General features: G+C 42.5%; 12 protein-coding genes. 2 read left to right on the forward strand and 10 right to left on the reverse strand.

Annotated features, from left to right (window positions below; genetic code table 11):
* Positions 1-19 precede the first annotated feature (19 nt).
* A complete protein-coding gene (gene smc, locus ACM0OW_RS08515; RefSeq protein WP_414549603.1) occupies positions 20-3,706 on the reverse strand; it encodes a chromosome segregation protein SMC in 3,687 nt (1,228 codons plus the stop codon).
* Between the two features lie 156 nt (positions 3,707-3,862).
* Here smc and ACM0OW_RS08520 point away from each other — a divergent pair, with 156 nt between their 5' ends.
* On the forward strand, positions 3,863-4,609 hold the full coding sequence (locus ACM0OW_RS08520) for a Uma2 family endonuclease (protein ID WP_414549604.1): 747 nt from the start codon (positions 3,863-3,865) through the stop codon (positions 4,607-4,609).
* Between the two features lie 166 nt (positions 4,610-4,775).
* On the opposite strand, the gene ACM0OW_RS08525 is transcribed toward ACM0OW_RS08520, so the two are convergent.
* The 3 genes from ACM0OW_RS08525 to ACM0OW_RS08535 all read right to left on the reverse strand — a co-directional run bounded on the left by ACM0OW_RS08525 (position 4,776) and on the right by ACM0OW_RS08535 (position 10,356).
* Positions 4,776-6,086 (reverse strand): tetratricopeptide repeat protein, encoded by a 1,311-nt coding sequence (locus tag ACM0OW_RS08525; protein WP_414549605.1) that lies wholly within the window; start codon positions 6,084-6,086, stop codon positions 4,776-4,778.
* Positions 6,087-6,334: 248 nt separating this feature from the next.
* Entirely contained in the window at positions 6,335-8,350 is a 2,016-nt protein-coding gene (locus tag ACM0OW_RS08530; protein ID WP_414549606.1) for a tetratricopeptide repeat protein, read from the reverse strand.
* 128 nt (positions 8,351-8,478) lie between these two features.
* Positions 8,479-10,356 carry an aspartate kinase gene (locus ACM0OW_RS08535; RefSeq protein ID WP_414549607.1) on the reverse strand — a complete coding sequence of 626 codons (1,878 nt, stop codon included), beginning with the start codon at positions 10,354-10,356 and terminating at the stop codon, positions 8,479-8,481.
* A gap of 1,072 nt (positions 10,357-11,428) precedes the next feature.
* Here ACM0OW_RS08535 and ACM0OW_RS08540 point away from each other — a divergent pair.
* Positions 11,429-13,630, forward strand: a complete 2,202-nt coding sequence (locus ACM0OW_RS08540) for an HAD-IIB family hydrolase (protein WP_414549608.1) — start codon at positions 11,429-11,431, stop codon at positions 13,628-13,630.
* A gap of 239 nt (positions 13,631-13,869) precedes the next feature.
* On the opposite strand, the gene ACM0OW_RS08545 is transcribed toward ACM0OW_RS08540, so the two are convergent.
* The 6 genes from ACM0OW_RS08545 to ACM0OW_RS08570 form a co-directional block, all read right to left on the reverse strand.
* A complete protein-coding gene (locus tag ACM0OW_RS08545; protein WP_414549609.1) occupies positions 13,870-15,255 on the reverse strand; it encodes a PP2C family protein-serine/threonine phosphatase in 1,386 nt (461 codons plus the stop codon).
* 649 nt (positions 15,256-15,904) lie between these two features.
* Positions 15,905-17,554, reverse strand: a complete 1,650-nt coding sequence (gene ftsY / locus ACM0OW_RS08550; protein WP_414549610.1) for a signal recognition particle-docking protein FtsY — start codon at positions 17,552-17,554, stop codon at positions 15,905-15,907.
* A gap of 180 nt (positions 17,555-17,734) precedes the next feature.
* Positions 17,735-18,364, reverse strand: coding sequence for a transcription antitermination factor NusB (nusB, locus tag ACM0OW_RS08555; RefSeq protein WP_006195794.1), 630 nt, complete (start codon positions 18,362-18,364; stop codon positions 17,735-17,737).
* A 105-nt stretch (positions 18,365-18,469) separates the two neighbouring features.
* A complete protein-coding gene (locus ACM0OW_RS08560) occupies positions 18,470-19,243 on the reverse strand; it encodes a DUF502 domain-containing protein (protein WP_414549611.1) in 774 nt (257 codons plus the stop codon).
* 356 nt (positions 19,244-19,599) lie between these two features.
* On the reverse strand, positions 19,600-20,511 hold the full coding sequence (locus ACM0OW_RS08565; protein ID WP_414549612.1) for a glycosyltransferase family 2 protein: 912 nt from the start codon (positions 20,509-20,511) through the stop codon (positions 19,600-19,602).
* Between the two features lie 94 nt (positions 20,512-20,605).
* Complete coding sequence (locus ACM0OW_RS08570) at positions 20,606-21,469, reverse strand: HpsJ family protein (protein ID WP_414549613.1); 864 nt, start codon at positions 21,467-21,469, stop codon at positions 20,606-20,608.
* Positions 21,470-21,534: the final 65 nt, after the last annotated feature.

Raw genomic sequence — 21,534 nt, forward strand, 5'->3', positions numbered from 1 at the left:
CACTATTATTAACAAAAACTCAAGCAGATGTATGGGATGATTTTAATTTAATACCCAAAACTTGAGTATAAGCTCCTCTGGCTTGAGTAACGCCAATGGTGCGCTCGGCTGATTCTATCATCGGACGACGCAAACTCACAACTATAAATTGTGCTTGTTGGGCTTCTTGTTTAATCATTCTAGCTAATCGTTCGACGTTTGCCCCATCTAAAAACATATCTACTTCGTCAAAGGCATAAAATGGCGAGGGACGGTAACGTTGGAGGGCGAAGATAAAACTCAAGGCTGTGAGTGATTTTTCACCGCCGGACATGGAAGCTAAACGCTGGACTGGTTTACCTTTGGGGTGGGCGACTAAATTTAGTCCACTGTTAAAGATATCTTCAGGATTTTCTAATTGTAAATAGCCGTCACCGTCGGAAAGAATGGCAAAAATAGCTTGAAAGTTTTCGTTAACTGCATCGAAAGCTTCTTGAAATGCTCTTTGACGCAAGGTGGTAAAGTTTTCAATGCGTAAAAGTAATTCGGTGCGTTCCCCTTCTAGGGTTTGCAATTTTTCCGTTAGTTCCTGAAGACGGTTGTTGGTGCGTTCGTATTCTTCCAAAGCTAACATATTCACGGGTTCCATAGCCTGTAAGCGTTTGGCTAGGCTTCGCAGTTCTTTTTGCAATTCCTCTAAATCGACTTTATCGGGTACTTCTGGCAGAGGATTGGGTAATTCTGCGCCAGTTTCTCGCAGTTGGTTTTGCAAGGCTGTCAAATCTTCTCGCCGCTTTGTTTGGGTTTCTTGGAGTTTTTGGATTTCCCATTGCAGTTGTTGTTGTTTGAGAAGTTGCGATCGCACTTCCTGTTCTGTTGCGTCGCGTTTTTGCTTTTCTGCCCCAAGATTCTGCTCCATTTGACTCAGATTTGCCTGGATTTCGCTGATTTGAGTGTTGAGTTCAGAATGTTGATTTTGGAGGGTGTTGAGTTGATTTTGTTGGCTGGTTTGCTGTTCATGATATTGGTTAATCTTAGCTTCAGCTTCTTGGATTTTCTCTTGCGATCGCAGTTGCTGAATTTCTAAATTTTTTAATCTTTGCTGGGCATCCCTTAATTGCCCCTCTCGTTGTTGCAATTGTTGCTCTTGGCTTTTAATGGTGACTTGGATTTCTTGCCATTCACTAGGGGTTTGAGAGTCTTCTAACTCGGATAAAGCCTGTCGCAATTGTTGCAATTCACTTTCTTGTCCTGGTAATTCCCGATCCAAAACTGATAACCGGGATTGGGCGACTGTGATTTTTTCGTTGTTTTGGGTAAGTTGCGATCGCGTCCCTGACAATTGCGCTGTTAAACCCTGAATATCCTTTTGCAGTTGTGACAACTGTAACTGCTGTTCTCGCCGCGCCTGTCTGGCTTCTGTGAGGGCTTGGGTATGTTCTTTGGTTCTGGCGGATAAAGAAGCGATCGCCTCGGTACAACGTTCAATAATCCGCTCAATATCTGCCAAGCGACTCTTTAAAGCGATCGCCTCTTCAGATTCCGCCGATTCTCCCTGACCAAATCGCAACGATGAACGCTGATTGCTACTACCCCCAGTCATCGCGCCGCTTGTTTCTAACAATTCCCCATCTAAGGTGACAATGCGATACAGTCCGATATTTGGACGCGCCTGTTGGATATTTGTAAATACTACGGTGTTACCGAACACATAGCTAAAAACATCTTGATAACGGCGATCGCACTCCACTAAATTCACCGCATAGTCAACAAAACCATTCGCATAACGCAAGGTAGCATCTTGAGTAAATTTACTAGCTCGAATCTTAGTTAAAGGTAAAAAAGTCGCCCTACCAGCGCGTTTCTGTTTCAGTAATTCAATGCCGGCTGCGGCTACACTGTCATCTTCCACGACAATATGCCCCAAACGCCCACCAGCCGCGATTTCCAAAGCTAACTGATAGCGAGAATCCACCTTACCTAACTGGACAACTAAACCGCAAAGCCCCGGCAATCCCGATTGTAATATAACTTTACTTGCTTGGGTTCCTTGTACTTCCTGTTGGGCTTGGGCTTGGGCTTCGATTTTATCCAACTGGCGTTGTTTTTCCCGTTGTTCTTGGAGAAGTCGCTTTTGGGTTTCCTGTTGGATTTGTAATTCTTGTTCTGTCGCTGAGAGATTTTCGGCTAAATTTTGGATGGGTTCACTAGAAGCGTTAAACTCCGTTTCCACCCGATTACATTCAGTTTGCTTTGCGGCTAATTCTGGTTCTAAAGTTGCAATTAACTGAGTTTGTTCGGTAATTAACTGCTGTAACTGATGATGGCGTTCCCTGAGTTGGGCTTGTTCAGTGCGCTGGGGTTCCAGAGTTTGCAGTAAAGCTTCAATTTGACGATTGAAAGCCGTTTGTTGTTGTACCCAAGCTTCCGAAGCGGTGGCGATTTCTGCTGCTGCGGCGCGAGAAGCATCTAAAACCTCTTGGGCTTGATCCCGTTGTTGCTGACAGGAGAGAATAGATTGCTGTTCGACAACCTGAGTTTGGGCAAATTCCGTTAAAGAATGCTGATATTGTTTAACTTCCTGCTGAGTTTGCGCCAGACGCTTCACAGTTTCCTGAATAGCCGTAGTTAACTCAGTTTGTCGGCGTTGGAGTTGTTTGCGTTCCGCCTCTTGAGTCGCCAGAGTTGATTGTACCGCCAAAAGTTCCTCTTCACCCAAAGCCTTGACACGGGCATTGAGTTCTTCCAATTCAGTGGATTTCTGAGAGATTTGGGAATTGAGGGCTGTGAGTTGAGAATTGAGTTCAGTAGAAGTGCGATCGCCTGCTTGAATTTCGCCAATTAACTTTTCTTGTTGTGCTTGAAGCGATCGCCAAGAAAGAACCGCCTCCCAAGACTGTTTAGCTAAAAATTCCGTGCGTAGTTTTTGATACTTTTCCGCCTTCGCCCGATCCTGAGACAGGCGATCGCGCTGAGTAGTTAATTCCGTCTCAATAATCCGACAACTATCTTCCTTATCCTTCACCTCATCCAGAGTTTTCTTAGCTTGAATAATCTTGCGATCGTAAGCCGAAACCCCAGCCAACTCATCAATAATTTCCCGACGTTCCTTAGCATTCATCGAGATAATGCTAGTAACATCCCCTTGCAGCACAACATTATACCCCTCTGGATAAATGCGGAGATTATTCAACTCCTCATGTAACTCCGTCAGAGTACAAGCCACACCATTCATATAATAATTCGACGTATAACTCCCGTGATGAGTCACCCGCAACCGCCGAGTTACACTCCATTCAAGAGGGGAGTGGGGAGTTACTTCGACTTCGCTCAGTAACCGGGGGAGTGGGGAGTGGGGAATTTCCTCCCCCTCCTCACTCTGCGCCTCTGCGCCTCTGCGTGACACATCCTCCTCCTCTTCTCTTTGCGCCTCTACGCCTCTGCGTGACACATCCTCCCCCGACAAATCAAAAGTCACCGTCACGCTAGCCTCAATCGAAGCCCGTCCCCTAGAAGTTTGATTATTATTAACCAAATCCGGTAATCTATCCGCCCGCATACCCTTAGAACTAGAAAGTCCCAAACAAAACAGCAAAGCATCGAGAATATTAGACTTACCGGAACCATTCGGCCCAGAAATGACAGTAAACCCCGGTAGGAGAGGGACTGAGGTAGTACCACCGAAGGATTTGAAGTTGGTAAGTTCCACGCGCTTAACGTGTACCATAGGCGCTGTTTAACTGGGCTGATGGCTAATGAAGAACAAGTGTATCAATTAATTAGGGTTTCGCAACAGTGTAGAAGAATTTTATCGAACCGCCAAGCCGCCAAGGACGCGGAGAAAGTCATAATAGAGAGAGGACTTCGACAGGACTGTTTTCTAATGTATCAAACTGATCCGCCCCTTTCTCCCGAAGAAGTTTTACCCACAATGTATGATCTCGTGAGTGAAGATCCAGAGGGACCTGGTTTGCCTGATCATTTTCATTTATTACAAACGCGTTTGTTAGACGAAAGTTTTAACTCGCCTAGTTATCCTAGCGACAAGATATTTACGGCTAGTGATATGAATCTTTATTATCACCCCCATCATCCGACATGGTATAAAAGACCAGATTGGTTTGTGGCTGTGGATGTTTCGCCGCTTTATAAAAATGGTGATTTACGGCTGAGTTATGTGGTTTGGCAAGAGGGAATCAGTCCGTTTATTATTGTAGAATTACTCTCACCTGGAACTGAGAAGGAAGAGTTAGGTGAGGGTTTGCGAGATGTGGCAAAACCGCCGACAAAATGGGAAGTTTATGAAAAGATTTTAAGGATTCCTTATTATGCTATTTTTGACCGTTATAAATATGAATTTAAAATGTTTAAATTAGATGGCGGTCGTTATGCGGAAGTTATTTTATCTGATTCCCGTTTTTGGATTCCAGAAATAGAGTTAGGTTTGGGTGTTTGGGAAGGAAGTTATAATAATATTCAGCAGCCTTGGTTGCGTTGGTATGATAGTACAGGTAATTGGGTTTTGACTCCGACGGAAGCGGAAAGGGAACGTACAGAAGAGGAAAGGCGGCAAAAAGAACGGTTGATAGAACAATTGCGGGCTTTGGGTGTAGAACCTGATTTAGAATAAGCTGTTTAAAAAGTAATGCTAATAAGTACCCCAGCAAAATTAATTGCACATAGCTATTGAAAACAAAAATCTCTGTACTCCTTACCTGTTAAGAGTTAAGAGTTCCCTCTCCTAAATATGAAATTTATTTTGCACGACTACTTATTACGCTCATCAGAGATTCTCTTCAAGTACCCGCTTGGGTATAATCATCAATTGCGCCCTGCTTATCTCCTAATGCAGAGCGAGCCATCGCCCGTCCGTAGTAAGCATTATCATTAGGGTCAATGTTGATAGCTTGGGTATAATCATCAATTGCACCCTGCTTATCTCCTAATGCAGAGCGAGTATACCCCCGGTTGTTATAAGCATTGGCAAAGTTAGGGTCAATGTTGATAGCTTGGGTATAATCATCAATTGCACCCTGCTTATCTCCTAATTCATAGCGAGTATACCCCCGGTTGCAGTAAGCATAAGCAAAATTGGGGTCAATGTTGATAGCTTGGGTATAGTCATCAATTGCACCCTGCTTATTTCCCAATGCAGAGCAAGATACCCCCCGGTTGTAGTAAGCATAAGTAAAATTGGGGTTAATGTTGATAGCTTGGGTATAGTCATCAATTGCACCCTGCTTATTTCCTAGGTGAGAACGACAAGCACCCCGATTGCAGTAAGCTGTAGCATAATTGGGAGCAATGTTGATAGCTTGGGTATAGTCATCAATTGCACCCTGCTCATCTCCTAGGTGAGAACGACAAGCACCCCGTGCATTATAAGCTTTAGCATTGTTAGCTTTTAGTTCTAACGCTTGATTACAATAAGCGATCGCACTTTCATAATCTCCTTTATTAAAGCATTCCTCAGCCAACTTGATATATTGATCAGCTTCCGAAGCTGTTAAACTATCTAAATAGCCATGTAAACCGCCAGCATAAAGCAATTCATTTATTCTTACTGAAGGTTTATCACCAGTCACAGTAATCATATCAGTTGGTAAAAAACCCGCCAAAATAAGATTATATTGAGGCTGTGCTTCACTCACTTCCTCTTGAATTAAAATACAAACCAGAACGGCATTTTTTTCAATTTCTTCTTGGCTAATAAACCATTGAATTTGATCAAATTTGCCATGACGAGCTTTAACCTGAATACCAACAGATGAATCAGAGGTTAAGGTGAAATCAACTTTTCCATCTCCACCAATGCGTTTTTCATAGTCAACCTCAGTTACAAAGTCAGCTAACCGGGTTTTGACAACTTCCTCACCCAGCTTTCCCTTCATGTTGTTGACGAAGACATCACGAATAGGAATTGAAGAAGTTCGTCTATATTTTTCAGCCATATCCCAGCAAAATTTCCGTAATTGCTTTAACCTCTCACCGGAGATGACAGTTAACTCACTATGCTTTCCTTCTTTGTCACAATGTAGTAAATCACCTGATTCAAGTCTGGCGATAAAATCTGTCTGTTGGGCTTTAAGTATTGTTTTCCAGTCCATTCGTGAAAATTTGCCTTCATTTGACAAAGAATATTAATTTTAGTATTCCCCATAAAGTTACAAAAATCACTAATTCATATAAAATTACGCTTTTAATCAAATATAGAACCTCACCCCCAACCCCTCTCCTTATTAAGGAGAGGGGAGAGTTTCACGCAAGTTAAAGCCGGGGTGAGGTTAAAAATATTTGCAAATTTAAAGCCCCCTCCTCGCTTGCGGGGAGGGGGTTGGGGGTGGGGTTCTTATATTCACCTATTTAGTAATAAATTAAGTTCGCTTTGTGCATCTTTCAGACTATTTCTTTCTCCACTTTCTCGGAAGAGTCTTATAGCTTGTCGAAAATCCGCGATCGCACCTTTTTTGTTTTTCTGTTTCGCGCGATTCACTGCCCTGTTATAATAAGCTAAACCATACTTAGGATTAATCTCAATTGCCTGAGTGTAATCTTCATTAGCAGCTTGCAGATACCAGATTTGAGAATTAGCATTCCCACGGTTATTAAAAGCCGCCGCATCCTGAGAATTGAGTTCAATGGCTTTAGTATGATCTTCAATTGCGCCTTTGTAATCTCCGAAGGAAAAGCGGTGAATACCTCGATGATTATAACCAGCACCCCATTGAGGATTTAATTTTAAAACTGTATTATAATCTTCATTAGCTTCTAATTTGTAACCCAATTCACTCTGTATATCCCCTCGTCGGAGATAGGCTACTGTGTAATTAGGATTGCGATTAATTGCTTCTGTATATTCACTAATGGCGGCATATTTTTGATTATTACTAGCAGCGATTAAACCTTTTTGATAATAAGGTCTAGCATCATCAGGATTAATCTTAATTATAGCATCAAAATCTTCAATTGCTGTTTCGTAAATTTTCAGCCGACGGCGGAGAATACCCCGTTCTAAATAAGCATCAATATAATCAGGTTGCAGTCTGATAGCTGTGCTAAAATCTGCATTAGCCTCTTTATTTTCCTGTATCTTTACCAAGGCTAAACCCCGCCCATAATAAGCATAGGCATTACCAGGATTTAATTCAATAGCTTTGGTATAATCAGCAATTGCTTCTTTGTATTTGCCTAATTCATATAACGAAAATCCTCTATCATAATAAGCATTGGCATTTTGAGGATTTAATTCAATTGCTTTACTACTATCTGCCTTTGCTTGCTGATAATCACCTAACTGATAAAAAGCATCACCTCGTTTATTATAAGCACGATCATTTTGTGAATCCAGTGCGATTACTTCCGTAAAATTCTCAACTGCGGCTTGATATTCTCCGGCTTGATATTTTCTTACTCCCTCTTGATATAATTGCTCAAAATTCATTTCAGTAACTACAGTTTTCATTGATTGAAAAAACCATGTAGCTGTGACAATTCCAATAAAACCAGCTATACCGGCTAGAATTAACCAAACTTTTTGCTGATGCTGTTTGCGCTGAGTATATTTATGACTTTTCAACTGCTGTATATCGTTTAAAACTTCACTTACAGATTGATAGCGCTTTCGATAGTCAAAGCGTACCATTTTCTCAATAATTTTTGCTAATTCCTGACTGATTTTTATATTTTTGTTGCGCCAAATAATTTCCCCAGTCATCAAATTCTTATGAGTTTGTAACCGAGAGATTTCATTGGCTGGTAAACCAATCAGTGCGGCGATCGCAACTATTCCTAAAGCATATATATCACTGTTATACTGGGGTTCACCACGCAATTGTTCCACTGGTACATATTCAAGATTACCCACAATCGTAGTGACAACTTCCTGAACACCACCAAAGTCAACCAAAACTAACTTCTGATCTGACTCTCTACGAATGATATTTGCTGGTTTAATGTCCTGGTGAATGACTCCACGACCATGTACAAATACCAAAATTTCTAATATTTCTGATAAAAAACTAATTACCTTTGCTTCTGGTAGAGGTTCTCCCTGACAAATTTCTGCAATTAAATCATGACCAATAATGTATTCTTGAACTAGATAAAATTCGGCATTATCTTCAAAATAAGTCACTAAATTTTGGATTTGGTCGTGTTCCTGACTTAGCTGCTGTAACTTTTTTGCCTCATCTGCAAATAACTCTCGTAGAATTGTTAAATCTGGGGGATGATCACTAGGAGGGTGTAGCTGCTTGACTACCAATTGACTACCCGGAAGAGTAGCATCTTCAACTAAATAGGTTTGTACCACCTCCTCTACATTCAGAACTTTGAGGATTTGATAACGTGCGTCCAAAATTTGACCATTCATAAATTCCTCAGTGATTCCACTTATAATATTTTATTACCTATCTTCGTTAAAAGAATTGTAATCTGAATCACTGAAGAGGTGGGGAACCGGGGGAAAAATTGTGCCATTCCCCCATGACCAATGACCAGTTAAGCTGGGATGACAAATTTTTCGCTACCAGCTAACCCAAAGGCGGTATGAATGACTTGCAAAGCTTTTACACCTTCTTCTTGTGCTACGACACAGCTAATTTTGATTTCTGAGGTAGCAATCATTTGAATATTGATTTGGTGTTTTGCTAAAGCCTCAAACATTTTAGCTGCAATACCGGGTTGTCCGACCATCCCAGCCCCAACAATACTGACCTTAGCGATCGCATTATCTAACACAACTTCACCCCATCCTAATTCTCCCGCTACTTGGGTTAACATTTTCTGTGTACTTTCCCCATCTATCCGCGAAACTGTAAAAGCAATATCTCGCCTGGGAACACCGTCAACAATACGACAGCGCTGTGATTGAATAATCATGTCCACACTGACATTGTGCTGTGCTAATAGTCCAAACAATTTCGCCGCCATTCCCGGCCGATCTGGGACTTGACGAATTGCGAGACGGGCTTGGTTCATATCTAAGGCGACACCACGCACAGGGGGAGGGGTAGGGGCGGGTTTAGTAATATCCTCGTTGATATTGAATGATATCTGTAAACCCGCCCCTACTGGGGACTGGGAAATTTGTTTTTGTCCCTTTGTCCCGTTGTCTGCTTCAATCTCAAAGGCTTGACGTAATGCAGCTACGGCGCGATCGCATTCTGTCGCATCTACAACACAGCTAACTTTGACTTCACTGGTAGAAATCATTTGAATATTTACTTGTGCTTCCGCTAAGGTGGCGAACATTTTCGCCGCTACCCCAGGACGACCAATCATTCCAGCACCCGCGATGCTGACTTTGGCAATATTCTGTTCTACCATCACCTCAGCTTCGTCTGAGTTGGGGTGAGATTGATTTCTCAAAGCTGGGGCGATCGCAGCTGCTACAGCTTCAGCCCGTTTTAATATTGGCGCTGTGACAGTAAAGGCGATGTCATTACTATTACCTTCATGTATGGACTGAATAATTAAATCTACATCGACATTTTGCCGGGATATTTCCCCAAATAACCGCGCAGCTACCCCTGGCTTGTCCGGTACGCGTAACAATGCGACTTTTGCTTGGTCGGTGTCAAATTCGACATTATCTACAGGACGGGCAATTTCTAAGTTAACAAGCGATCGCCCTTGGGGTTTCGGTGATATTACCCAAGTCCCAGGATCATCACACCAACTAGATTTCACTACTAGGGGAACACCATAGTTACGGGCAATTTCCACAGCACGGGGATGTAATACTTTCGCCCCCAGGCTGGCTAATTCCAGCATTTCATTACAGGTAATTTCATCCATTAACTGGGCTTCAGCCACCAAGCGGGGATCTGTAGTTAATATCCCTGGGACATCTGTATAAATTTCACAAAAATTAGCCCCAATTGCAGCTGCGATCGCCACGGCGGAAGTATCAGAACCCCCACGCCCCAAAGTCGTAATTTCCATATTTCTCAGGCTAGATATCCCTTGAAATCCAGCAACTACAACCACTTTATCTTGAGCTAAGTGATAACTAAGGCGTTCAGTTTCAATATGCAAAATCCGGGCGCGAGTATGTTCAGCCTCGGTAACAATTCCCACTTGAGCGCCAGTCATGGAAATTGCTTGTTGTCCGATTTCTTGCAATGCCATACTGACTAAAGCAATGGTTACTTGCTCACCAGTAGAAAGCAACATATCCATTTCCCGGCGGTTGGGATTTTGAGAAATTTCCTGAGCTATTTTCACCAGTCCATCGGTGGTTTTACCCATCGCCGAAACCACTACGACTACAGAGTTTCCCGCCTTCACAGTCTTGTAAACACGCTGTGCAACAGCTTGAATACGTTCTACCGAACCAACAGATGTACCACCGTATTTTTGAACTATCAGCGCCATAAGTTTATATTTAAAATGTTGCCTACTTTCTGCGATGTCCCGCCACGTGGGGAAACCTGGAAAGTATTACCAGTTGTTTAGTTTATTAATATCAGAATCAGTGCCGACAAAAAACCTGTAATTAAGGTTTCTTGGTGACTTTTTGGACAATGGGTGTAAAAATTACTGAAAATACCGGCCTACTGACGGCCATAGCCAAGGTGAGACTATAGTATACTGCCTCAGCAGCGTCAATAAATCATCTGAAAATATGAGATAACGCCCATGTAGCCATCATGATTTGACATCTCAATGTCTATATGGTGTATGTTGCGTTTTTTTATATTAATAATCAACAATTTCAATCATATTGATACTTGCGATCGCTCTGGGAAAGGGGGGCTTTGTCCATCACCGCCCTGTATTCGTCCTGAACATTAATTATTTAGGTAAGTAAGTAGTCGGGAAAATTTCCAGGTATGTCATTGCGAACGAAGCGTAGCGGAGTGAAGCATAAGACCGAAGCGGTCACGCTCCGCGAACGCAAGGGTTTTGAGTATTTTACATTTTGTTATATAGCGGAAAATTTTAGCACCCACTTACTTAAAACTTAGGCAACTTTGTCATGAAATCATGACATATATCCAGTTTAGGCTTGTTCACTATAAATACTGAAAGTTACCTCAACTTTACTCTTCAAAGTATTAAGTAATATTCATGAGTAAATCTAGTGTATTTTAATTTTTGATGAGATACATAAAAGTAGCTCAATTAAAATTAGTGCCTAGAGGAAGAGAATTAAGTATTACTCAAACTTAATAAATTTTTAGTGATTATTCCTGAATTAATCATCACTTGCTGCACAGATTTAACCAAAATTAATGTAACTCTTGAGACACTATAGATGGTGATATTACTTCGGACTTTTGATACATTGCAGTTATTTATGCGACAAAATTGTGATAAATTGACACATCTGTTTTATAATATTTAAACATCAGCATAATTTTTTTTACTAAATCTGTAGCGGTTAACAGCTATATGTATGAGAAGCTGTTCCGGGCTGTAATACAGTAAAATTGAGGAATGCAAAATGTCAAATAGCCCAGGATTGTATATTCTACTAGTCAGTGTTCACGGTTTAATTCGTGGTAAAAATTTAGAATTAGGACGAGATGCTGACACGGGTGGACAAATTAAATATGCTCTAGAACTGGCTCAAGCCTTAGCAGCAAACCCAAAAGTAGAACGCGTAGACCTGGTAACTCGTTTAGTTAATGATCCAAAAGTTAGCTCTGATTATGCTCAACCGATAGAAATTCTGAGTGATAAAGCCCAAATTATTCGTGTTAACTGTGGGCCACGTCGCTATCTCCGCAAAGAAGTTCTCTGGCCGCATTTAGATAATTTTGCCGATGAATTACTCAAGCACCTGCGCCAAGTGGGAAAATTACCCCATGTCATTCATAGCCATTACGCCGATGCTGGATATGTGGGTTGTCGGGTTGCTGGTTGGTTAGGTGTACCACTTGTACATACTGGACACTCCCTCGGACGAGTGAAACAACAACGGCTTTTAGAGCATGGGACAAAAAAGGAAACCATTGAAAGCACATATCACATTAGTACCAGAATTGAAGCAGAGGAAGCGACCCTGGCCAGTGCAGCATTAGTCATCGCCAGTACCCATCAAGAGGTGACGCAGCAGTATGGTATTTACGACCACTATCAACCAAATAGAATGGTTGTAATTCCTCCTGGAGTAGCACTCAAAGAGTTTTACCCAGTGTCAGAAAATTGGCAGGAACCACCAATTTATGAGGATTTAAAAAGATTTCTCAATAATCCCGAAAAGCCCATGATTATGGCGCTTTCTCGGCCAGCAATTCGGAAAAATGTCGCATCTTTGGTTAAAGCTTATGGTGAAGATCGAGAGTTGCGTCATTTAGCCAATTTAGTCCTAATTTTAGGCAATCGAGATGACATCACCACGATGGAATCAGGGCCACGCCACGTACTTACAGAAATTTTCCAGTTAATCGACCGCTATGACCTTTACGGATACGTCGCCTATCCCAAACACCACCGTTCCGATGAGGTGGCTGACCTGTATCGATTGTTAGGCAAAAACCGGGGCGTTTTTATCAATCCGGCATTAACTGAGCCATTTGGCCTCACCTTAATTGAAGCTACAGCCTGCGGTGTGCCAATTATCGCTACCTCAGATGGTGGTCCGCGAGATATTCTGGAGGCTTGCGAAAATGGGATGTTGATTGACCCTCTAGATATTCAACAAATTCAAGATGGTCTGCGAACAGCACTTACAGACCGGAAACAATGGGAAACTTGGTCTAAAAATGGCTTAGATCGAGTTCGAGCCAATTTCTCTTGGTCTAGCCATGTAGAACGTTATCTCGAACAGGTAGAGCAGTTACCACAACGAAGAGTTAAGTCTGTGCTGAGTCCCCTAGCAAAAGCCTTCGCAACTGACTTACCTGATTGGAATATTCCCGATCAAAACCGCTTACCAACCGCAGATCGTTTTTTAGTTTGCGAAATCGATAATACCTTATTAGGCGACCAGGAAGCCTTACACAAACTGATTGAGCGACTGCGTAACGAAGGTCACTCAACTGGAGTGGGAATTGCTACTGGGCGCAACCTCAACAGTTCTTTGGAGATGTTGGAAGAATGGCATTTTCCCAGACCTGACTTGCTAATTGTCTCAGCTGGTAGTGAAATTTATTATGGCCCGCAGGTAGTGCCGGATAGCAACTGGCAAAGACACATTAGCTACCGTTGGAACGCTGACGCTGTACTGCAAGCAATGGCAGAATTACCCGGAGTCGAGCTGCAACCGCCAGAATCTCAAGGTAAGTTTAAACACAGCTACTTTATTGATGAAAACAAATCCTTAAGCTTTAAGGAAATCATGCGGCATCTGCGACGGCGTAGACTCCACGTTAAAGGAATTTATAGCCATAATATGTATCTTGATTTATTACCTATCCGGGCTTCTAAAGGTGATGCTATTCGTTATTGTGCTTTGAAGTGGGGATTACCAATTAAACGATTCTTAGTAGCCGGTGCATCTGGAAATGATGAATCAATGCTATCTGGAAATACCCTCGGTGTGGTTGTGGGTAATTACAGTGCTGAACTAGAAAAGTTGCGTGACTATCCACAAATTTACTTTGCCGAAGGAAATTATGCTTGGGGAATCTTGGAAGCCCTAGACCGCTATGACTTTTTTGGTACTCTGTCTAAAACAGAACCGGAAATGATGGCGGTGTAATTCGTAATTCGTAATATTTCCTGCGGAAACGCTGCGCGAACGTAATTCGTAATTACCGATATCTCAACGGCTAATTTTTCTGCGTTTTTGCATGAACTACTAACCGTTGTTTAGGGGTTTCCAGAAAATAAATTGCCCCATTTCATCAGACCATATTTGTTCTTTATCCCCCTGCATCCTGCACCCCTGCCTACCTCAGCAATGGAATATTTTTTTAATTGTCAGTCCCTTATTGGTAGCTATTGAATTTTGAGGACAACTAAGGTCATATCATCGGTGTTTTGTTTCTCAGTGCCGATAAATTGCAAAACTTGGTCAAACAGATAATCTACGATCTCCTGTGGATTACTGTAATACCTGCAAGCGGCATGAAAGGCAGCAACAAAGTTTTCTTCGTCGAAGCGATCGCCACTAGCAGCCGCCGCATCAGTCAAACCATCTGTATAATAGATTACTGTATCCCCAGGTTCTAACTGTGCCTGGGCATTTTCGTATTGGCTATTGGCATCTAACCCAATCAGCATTCCTAAAGTATCCAAGCGGGTAATAGTTTTTGTGGAGGCGTGCCACCATAAGGGAGGATTGTGTGCCGCATTACTATAAGATAAAACTCGATTAAAGGGATTGTATTCTGAGTAGAATAGCGTGACAAAGCGATGGGAATTTTCTAAATCCGCATACATAACGCGATTCAAATTTTGCAGAATTACACAGGGAGAATTACCATGCAATACTTCACCGCGCAGCATTCCCCGCATCATCGTCATAATTAGTCCGGCGGGAACACCTTTACCCATAACATCGCCAATCACTAAACCCCAACGCCCGCTTTCCTGAGCATTTTTACTATTTAGCTGCACCTGATTGCTATTGGTGGGGATAAAATCATAGTAATCTCCACCGACACGATTAGCCGGTTTACAGCGTGCAGCTAGAGTTGCGCCAGGAATAAACGGGCATTGTCGAGGTAAAAGTCGCCGTTGAATTTCTGCACCAATTTCTAGTTCTTGGTCTAAACGTTCTTTTTTTCGCAGTTCTACGGCTAATTCATCGTTTTCAATGGCTACAGCCGTTTGGTCTGCTACCAGTCTGACTAACTTTTGTCTAGTTTCTGTCCAGCTATATTCTGGGTCACGGCTGAGGACATAAAGCCACCCCCGTTCTGTATGCTTCACCAAAATCGCTGTGCCAAATATTTGCACGTCTGGCCCCAAGTAGCGATGCATTTGATCATCCAGAATTCCTGTAGCTGTGGCTAAAGGGGCTGCATTAGACAGCAGCGTGATTTGACTACTAGCGGTTTCTAGGGCTTTGCGGATGTTCTTACGCTGACGGCTATCTTGCCAGTGTAGCTGCTCTAACCTAATTTGACCGTTAGGTTTATGCAGAAACAAAGCACTACCATCTGCATCTGTGACTCTGGTTGCCATTAGCGGGATCAGCTCCAAAAATTGGTTCAAATTATTGAAGCTTCTCAGGGCAAATCCTAAAGAACTGAGTAAATCTTGGATTTTGTTCTGTTCTCGGTTTAGCCTGGCCACGAGTTCCTTGAGTGCCACGACTGGCGTGACATCTGTCGCAGCACTACTATTACTATTAGTGGGTTGGGAGGGCGGTTGAGACACAGGTAAAGGTATTATTGCACTTGATATAGATAGACTTTTAGATTACTTATAAATAAAGTAATTTGCTTGAGAATTGCTAAATTATATTCGGACAAGATTTATTACTTTAGCAAGAGTAAAAAGACGTAAGACATAGCTGAAAGTAAGTATTATATTTGCTTATTGCATTTATGGCTAAATATTGATGTATTTTTAGTCAAAAATTACTAGGTAAAAATCAGCAAATTCTGCCATAAGCTATAAAGCCTTTAATTTTTCCAGAAGTTAATTAGCAAATCATACATCTTTAGACCCAAAAAAATCCCTTGTCAACAAAATAATTTTGTGTAGGTTTCTAATTTCCTCCTGGAAGTGTGAAGTTTTCGTATCTGTTTACCTTGGGTGCAGGGGTTAAGCAGAATAAGTGCAAAGTATAGCAAAGTACTAACAGCACTTTGCTATATAAGGGAAATATGGCTACGTCATGCAAGTTACAGAAGAGGCAGAGGGGAAGGGGGGAGGGTGCAGGGGAGATGAGGAACGGTTTTTAAGTCAGGAAGTTTAAACTAATTTCTAACTCCCCCTTGCTCCCTGCACCCTGCACCCCTGCGCCTCTTCGCTCCCCCTTGCTCCCTGCTCCCCTGCCTCTTCACTCCCCCTTGCGACGGCGTTAGCCACTCAATAAAGCTTCGATAAACTCGTAGCTGGAAAAGGGACGCAAATCTTCGATGCCTTCGCCAGCACCAATAAAGCGAATGGGCAAACCTAGCTGCTGTACAACGGCTAAGGCTACACCTCCCTTAGCTGTACCATCCAGTTTGGTTAAAACTACCCCACTGAGTTGGGCGGCTTGGGCGAAAACTTCAGCTTGGCGCAGTCCATTTTGACCGAGAGTGGCATCTAAAACCAATAGGGATTCTATTTTGGCATTAGGGGCTTTTTTGTCAATAATCCGGCGAATTTTAGCCAGTTCGTCCATTAAGTTTTTCTTATTTTGCAGTCGCCCGGCTGTATCTACTAAGAGTAATTCAGTTTCTCGTGCTTGGGCAGCTGCGATCGCATCAAAGACTACGGCGGCAGGATCTGTATTCTTTCCCGGATTGGCAATAACTTCTACACCGCTTCTTTGACCCCAAACCTTAACCTGTTCCACAGCCGCAGCCCGGAAGGTATCTGCTGCCCCAATTAAGCATTTATAACCAGATTTTTGGGCGAGGTGGGAGATTTTACCGATAGTAGTGGTTTTACCAGCACCGTTAACTCCAGTAATTAACCAAATATTTAAAGTTTCTTTTTCTGGGGTAAAGCTAGAACTGTCGGCTTTTTGCAGTGGTGCATCTAACATCTCCCGCAGGATTTGTTTCAGGTAGGCGATCGCCTCTTCTGGCGGGGTAACTTCTGCTAACAGTTTTTTCTGAAGCGCACTAATAATGTAATCCGTCGCATCTACACCCACATCAGCTTGCAGGAGTGCAGCTTCTATTTCTGCCACAGCCGCTTGATTTAGTGGTCCCTGTCCTACAATTGCCTTCAGTTGGTTGAGGATATTACGACGGGTTTTACCTAAGCCTTGGCGAAGCTTTTTCAGCCAAGTAATTTCCTCAATCGAAACATCTTCTGGTCGTCTACCTTGAGCTGCTAATACTTCTGCTGACCAAACAAAACCTTCATCAAAAGCTAATCCATCAATGTCTTCGGCTGTTTCGGTTGTAGTCGCTACTGGTGGTAATACTTCCGGTTCTGGGACTTCAATCGCATTGGCTATTAGCCGTTCTTGCTTGGCTTGCCTTTCTGCCGCCGCCCGTTCTAAAAATGATAAATTACTCGGCGCTGCTTCAGTAGGTGTAGTCTCTGGCTGCTCAACTGCCTCTGCTGGTGCTGTGGGGGTGACTTCACTTACCGGAGATGGCTCGGTTTCTATTTCCGTAGCAGCAACGGTTTCTACCGCTTCGGGTGTTTCTGATGGTGTTTCCACTTTCACTGCATCAGCAACGGTTTCTACCGCTTCGGGTGTTTCTGATGGTGTTTCCACTTTCACTGCATCAGCAGCAGTTTCTACCGCTTCGGGTGTTTCTGGTGGTGCTGCCACTTCCACTGCATCAGCAGCAGTTTCTACTTCTGGAGTTTGTTGTTTTTGCTGGATATTCTTATAGGCAGATTTAGCAAAAGCCAATAAATCTGCCGTTGAATCTGGCGTAGTGTCTGCTGTGGGGGTTGGAGTTACGGCTGGCTCTGGTTGGGTTTCTGGTGCTGGAGGAGTTTCTTCAGGTGGAGTATCAGAGGAATCGTTATATTTACGGCGGAACCAATTAAAAACCATTGCAGCTATAGGTATTAGTTGTGAGTTTGAGTTATTAGTTATAAGTTAAAAGTTTAATTGAATCCGTAGCTCTTGACTGGGGTTTGACCTCACCTCTCAAAGCCAGTTTGCTTCAGAGGGGGAAAACACCTCAAAAACTGGCTTCTGCTCACAACCATCAGAAAATCAGGATGCGAAATCCTAAACGACTGCTTTTTGTTCTGTAACTCGGCGCAGAACGCCATTAATAAACCGATGTCCTTCATCTCCACTGTAACGTTTAGCTAGTTCCACTGCTTCGTTAATAGCTACTCTGTCTGGTAAATTGAAAAACCTCATTTCTCCCACAGCAATTCGCAAAATATCTCGGTCTATTTGAGCTAGGCGAGTCACTTGCCAATCTACTAAGGCAGAGGAAATTTCTTCATCGATGCTAACTCGATGTTCGTTGACTAATTTCACCAGTTGGATGGCATATCTGCCCACTTCCTTGTCTTGATTTGCTAGTTGAATCAACTCTGGGAACTCTACTGCGGCTCCAAGTTGATTGATGGCTGTTTGGGTGTAGTCTATAGCCTCTTTGAGGAGGTTTCTGGCCGTATTCAGGTCTGAAGCACGAGTTTGACTAGTTAAGAGGCGCTCGTTACTGCGTTGTAGTTCTCCAGTGGCGTTGTCTAGAGTGTCTTGCACTTCTGATCTGAGAGTGCGAACTGTAGCTAGGACTAATTTAGGCAGATGTTCTTCTGTCAATTTTTTCGGGTTAATTGGCAACTGGCTCAAACTTAATAGTGCCAATTCACGAGCAATTTGTTGGGGTTTTCGTTCTTGCATGGAAGTGAGTGCCTCAGCACTAATGATTGGAGGTGAATAATGGAGCCTTGTGGCAAAGTCAGATAATCATACTATCTATTTACTGGCGACTTTGCCGGATTGATTTTAAGTTTCCTCCAAGGGGATAATTGGCAGCTTGCTTTCTAAGGGTGATGTTTCTAAATTTCGGTCTGGGGACAAAACTAGAGGAGGTAGAGGTGTACTCTGAGCGATGATACCGCCAGAAACTAATACTTTAAAGGCATCTTCTATGGGCATAGAGAGGTTTACGACCTCATCCTCTGGAACGATGGCATACCATCCTGTGGTGGGGTTTGGGGTACTAGGAATGAAAACACTGAGCATCGGACGGGGCAGATGAGCTTGAATTTCGTTACTCATCGTACCGGTCACGAAGGCGATCGCCCATATTCCTTTTCTGGGATACTCTACTAAAATCACCCGGCGAAATTTGTCGTTGGAATCTTTGAGTAGGGTGGCTAAAAGCTGTTTTAGGGTTTTGTATACCTGTCCAGCTAAAGGAATTGCCTGCAATACTCGCTCACCAAAATCTAATAACCAACGCCCTGCAATATTGCGCGCCATCAACCCGATTAAAAGAATGCTTAACAGTGGCACGGCCAGTCCCACGGCTAAATTCAGTATATTTACTAGTATAGGTTGGAGACCATCAAAGGGATTGAGTTGTTTGGGAATTTGGGTGAGAAAGTTGATTACCCAATTAGCGATAGTAATGGTTAGCCAAATAGTTGTTGCTAAGGGTATTACTACCAACAAACCAGCAATCAGGTCATTTTTTAAATCCTGTTTTAGGTGATTAATTCCCAAGTCCCTATTCTCCTGTTTGAGGTTACTGGAACTTTTGTTATTAGTATTCATACCAGTATATTTGTCAAATTACGCAGACATTGCTTGTTGTATTCAATACTTAAAGCAACTGCCCAAGATTGTAAGCATCTGAGCTAATGCTATGAAAATATACAGTTATTTCTAGAAAAACAGAATTTTTCTAGAGGGTTGCATATAGACACTTACCAACCAAGATCATGGCTGATTTGACTTTGAGAATGTTACTTTTCTTTGTCAGACTTGTAAACGTTTGTTGCAAGTTCCTCACATATTACTCATCTTACCGCGCTCGATTGAAAGCTGCTGATAATTTTTAAACTATTAAATTACACCTAAAGGAGGATGCTGATCAGGTTGTGAAGTTGTAAATAATTTTTCTGAGAATTTTAACTAGCATCAAACTTCTGGGCTGTTTGTGAAATAGTCTCAATGGCTGCGGCTGGATTCTCTTTAACGTCAGATAAGCCTATTTCTAAACTGGGGGTAGGCATATTTTTCATTTCCCAAACTTTGAGCAAAATGAGATATTCGTAAAATGCCTGCAATGTACACCAAGCCATGCCGGCGCGTCCGTCTAGGCAACCCCTTAAGATAAAATACATATATAGAAAGCGCAGAAGTGGTCTGGCGGGTAAACGTAACGATAAATCTTTTAAAGCCCGTCGTCGTTCAATTTCCGTCTTACCCAGAAATAAATCCTGCCAGTTGATTTTACCTTGTTCAATCTGATACAAAGTCTCTTTGGCTTCATCAGTAGAATAACGGTTATGTTTGTCAATCCAACGGCTTAAACCCTTGCCAGAAGTGTAGTGCGGATATGTTTCTTTAATGAAGCTGGTAGCACCGTTACATACTTCCCGTTCTGTATGACCATAATCTGTAAACCAGACTTGACCGTGGCGGAACAGACGCATTTGATAGCGGGGATATTGGGTGCTGTAACGAATCCAATGATTCATGAACATCACACGTTCAGCGACGTAGTAGCCTATATAGTCGGGGTTTTTGGTGGCTTGTACGCATTCGGCAAATAGTTCTGGTGTCAAGCGTTCATCGGCTTCGAGAATGTATACCCACTCATATTTGGGAGGGATAGATTCTAGCATCCAGGTACGTTGTTTACCGTGGCTTTCAAAGGCGTGTTGGACGGTGCGAACAGGATAACGACTGGCTATTTCTAGAGTGCGATCGCTACTGCATGAGTCTACAACAATAATGTCATCCGATAGCATTGCCGACTCAATACAAGCCGCAATATCTAGCTCTTCGTTATATGTCAGAATATAAATTGAAAACATTTCTCAATTTTTAAAGGAATTTGTTAATTGCTCAGTAGAGACGTTACATGGAACGTCTCTACATTGTTGGTCAGAGATGTTGATTCAGAGTGAATTAACGTGCAGCTACTTTACGTTTACCACCTTGTAAAGCACCCATACTTCGTAAACCTGTCCAGCCAATGATCATATAACCGATGGATAACAGCAAACTACTAATACCAATGCGGATTCCAGACTTCCAAGCATTGTCTCTAGCTTGTTTTTCTGCTTCTTCTTTACGTTGGCGAATTTGGGTTATTCTTTGAGTTGCGAGTGCTTGGGGGTCTGTTTGCTGGGCGATAAAGGTATCTAGTTCTGCGGGATTTTCTTTAAACTTTTTGAGTAATTCTTTTTGCGCGGCGGGAAGTTGAGGGTTATTTAGTGCTTGTTGGTAGGTTTGCTCATTTTTCAGCAGTTCGGTAAACTGATTTCTGGCTTGATTTCGCAGCTGTTCCAGTTGAGCCTTTCCTTGCTCGTTATTGATTTGGGCTTGGAATTGGGATAACTGACTTTGCAGTTGAGTTTCGGCCTGTGAGGCTTCTTGGCGAATTTGCTCGACGTTTTGAGCGCTAGCTTGTCGGACGTTATTCAAGTGCAAGGGAAAAATTAGCAAGAAAATCAACCCTAAGATACTGGAGAGAATCAAGACGGGAAATCTAATATCTATAGGTTTGGGGCGATCGCCGTAGGCGGGGCTTTGCCCATCGCCATCACCAACACTATCAATCCAATAACCGACAAATAGCATTCCTATCCCAACTAGAGGCACAATGCCTCTGTCAACTAATGCTGTGGCTAGGTTGATTTGCCATGAGCGATCAGTCGGTTGGAAAGGTAACAGTAGAATTAAAAAGTCTAGTAAAAAGGACAAAACTAAAATTATCCCCACTACCTTCAGTGTTAAGGCAGCGTTCCCAGAAGCAACACGATTAGTCATAGTTTTTCAAATTTGTGGTATGTCAGAGTGATTATCCTACTTAAAGTTACTTGAATATTGTTCCC

Source organism: Anabaena sp. CCY 0017 (assembly GCF_963920885.1).
Taxonomy (GTDB): domain Bacteria; phylum Cyanobacteriota; class Cyanobacteriia; order Cyanobacteriales; family Nostocaceae; genus Nodularia.